This is a genomic window from Ruegeria sp. AI3 (assembly GCF_056541245.1).
Genome location: NZ_JBQFYA010000039.1, coordinates 1 through 2,123, shown reverse-complemented (window position 1 = coordinate 2,123; position 2,123 = coordinate 1). Strand labels below are relative to the sequence as shown.

Annotated in this window: 2 protein-coding genes and 1 pseudogene; all 3 read right to left on the bottom strand. The window is 57.2% G+C overall.

Features of this window, described 5'->3' with window-relative positions:
• Positions 1–151 precede the first annotated feature (151 nt).
• A complete protein-coding gene (locus tag ACRZ95_RS22805; RefSeq protein ID WP_480425685.1) occupies positions 152–439 on the bottom strand; it encodes a transposase in 288 nt (95 codons plus the stop codon).
• An 85-nt stretch (positions 440–524) separates the two neighbouring features.
• Positions 525–1,790, bottom strand: a complete 1,266-nt coding sequence (gene arsJ, locus ACRZ95_RS22800; protein ID WP_480555656.1) for an organoarsenical effux MFS transporter ArsJ — start codon at positions 1,788–1,790, stop codon at positions 525–527.
• A pseudogene (locus ACRZ95_RS22795) lies at positions 1,787–2,123 on the bottom strand (ArsJ-associated glyceraldehyde-3-phosphate dehydrogenase); the annotation flags it as partial. The pseudogene ACRZ95_RS22795 and the gene arsJ, both read right to left, overlap by 4 nt.

The following is a 2,123-nucleotide window of genomic DNA, read 5'->3' as shown; positions in this document are numbered from 1 at the left end:
ATCATCGCCAGACGTAACGCCTCATCATCCTTTGGCGCTGCGCGGTATTGCAGCGTGCTCCGCGCCAATCCAATCACGCGACAGGTGCGCCGTTCAGAGGTTGCCAGCTTTTGTCGGGTGTGGACCACGGCCTGACGAAGCTGGTCTGCCGTCAGGCCTTTGGCTTTAGATAATCAAGGCTCTCCTTGAGAATGAGTTTGTCCAGTTCAAGCTCAGCCACGATTTTCTTGAGCCGATCATTCTCTTTCTGCAGCGCCTTCAGATTGGCCATCTCAGATCGTCCCATCCCACCAAACCGCTTGCGCCATGTGTAATAGGTCGCATCACTGACACCAGCCGTTCTGCACGCCGTCGCGACATCCGAACCAGATGCCAGGCCCAGCTCAATCTCGCGCAAAAGCCGCAGAATATCTTCGTCCGAATACCGTTTCCGCGCCATCAATCCCGTCTCCAAAACTAAGCCAACTGTGGCACAGTTTTAGGGGGCCAAGACACCCAGAGGGTCAGGTAACGTTCGAAGATGCTCATGAGTAAGCCTCTGTTGTTTGATCGGTCAGCTTGCCCGACGTCAGCGCGGCCAGCCCCACCATCACCGAGGCGGTACCCAGCACAAGCGGCAGACCTCCGAGCTGATAGGTGAAACCTGACAAGACAGTGCCCAAAAGGCGTCCTGTCGCGTTGGCCATATAGTAGAAGCCAACATCCATAGTGACCCGCTCGGATTTGGTGAAAGCGAGAATCAGGTAGGAATGCAGCGAGGAATTGACGGCGAAGATCGCCCCAAAGACCAACAGGCCGAGAACCAGCGTGAGCGTCAACCATGTCTCAGGGCCGGATGACACCCAAACAGCCAGTGCTAGAGCCGCAGGAACACAGAAAAGGACCGCTGCCCAGCTGCGGGCAGCGCGGATCAGATCGCCTTCGGTCCGATCCGCGGCCTGCAGGATTTTGGGGGCATTGGCCTGCACTGCCCCGTACAGGATAATCCAGATCGCCATGAAGGTGCCGATCATAAAAAAGGCCGCACGGTTGCCGTCTTCCGTGCCGTCGGACAGGACAGCATAGAAATAGATCGGAATGCCGACGACAAACCACACATCCCTTGCACCAAACAGAAAAACACGGGCCGCTGACAGCCAGTTGACGTTTGCGGATTTTGAGAACACTTCGGAGAACTTGGCGCCCTTGCGCCCCTTGGGCAGGCCTGGTGGCATGAACAGGATCACGGCAAGCAGGATCACCGCCAGCACAAGCGCCATGATCAGTACAGCCCAAGTGAAGCCCAAGACGGCCAGCACCGCAGCCCCCAAAAGAAAGCCCAGACCTTTGACGGCATTCTTCGACCCGGTCAGCACGGCAACCCAACGGAACAGACCGCCACCGTCTGTGGGGGCCAGCAGTTTGACGGCGGATTTCGAGGACATCTTGGCCAGATCCTTCGCGACCCCACTTGCCCCTTGTACGATCATGACAAAGGCCACAGACGCGCCAATCGCCCAGTTAGGGTCTAGTTGTGTCAGCGCCAGCAGCGCCACGACCTGTAGTCCGAGCCCGGCAAAAAGTGTCGACGTCAAACCAAACCGCGCCGCGATCCAACCCGCTGCAAGGTTCGTCACCATCCCGGCGATTTCATACAACACAAACAGATAGGCCAGCTGTACTGGTGAGTAACCCAGCGTATGAAAGTGCAACAGCACCAGCATCCGCAAGGCCCCATGGGTCAGCATAAAGGCCCAATAGGCCGCAGTAACCGCGATATAGGCCGAAAGCCCCTCGGGCCGTTCGGTCACAGCGCGGACCCAACCATCAGCGCAACATCAACCAGACGATGGGCATAACCCATCTCGTTATCGTACCACGCATAGATTTTCACCTGAGTTCCGTTCACCACCATGGTCGACGGCGCATCTATGATCGAAGACCGTTCGTCATTGGTGTAATCGGTGGACACCAAAGGGCGGGTTTCGTAGCCCAAAATGCCCTTCAGATCGCCTTCGGCCGCGGATTTGAAGAAGGCATTAACTTCTTCGGCGGTGGTTTCGCGCTCTACTTCGAACACACAATCGGTCAGCGAAGCATTCAGCAACGGCACCCGCACTGCATGACCGTTCAGCCGGCCCTTG

Excerpts from the sequence above, each read along its gene's own strand:
- ACRZ95_RS22805 (WP_480425685.1), bottom strand. The coding sequence starts at position 439 with ATGGCGCGGAAACGGTATTCGGACGAAGATATTCTGCGGCTTTTGCGC.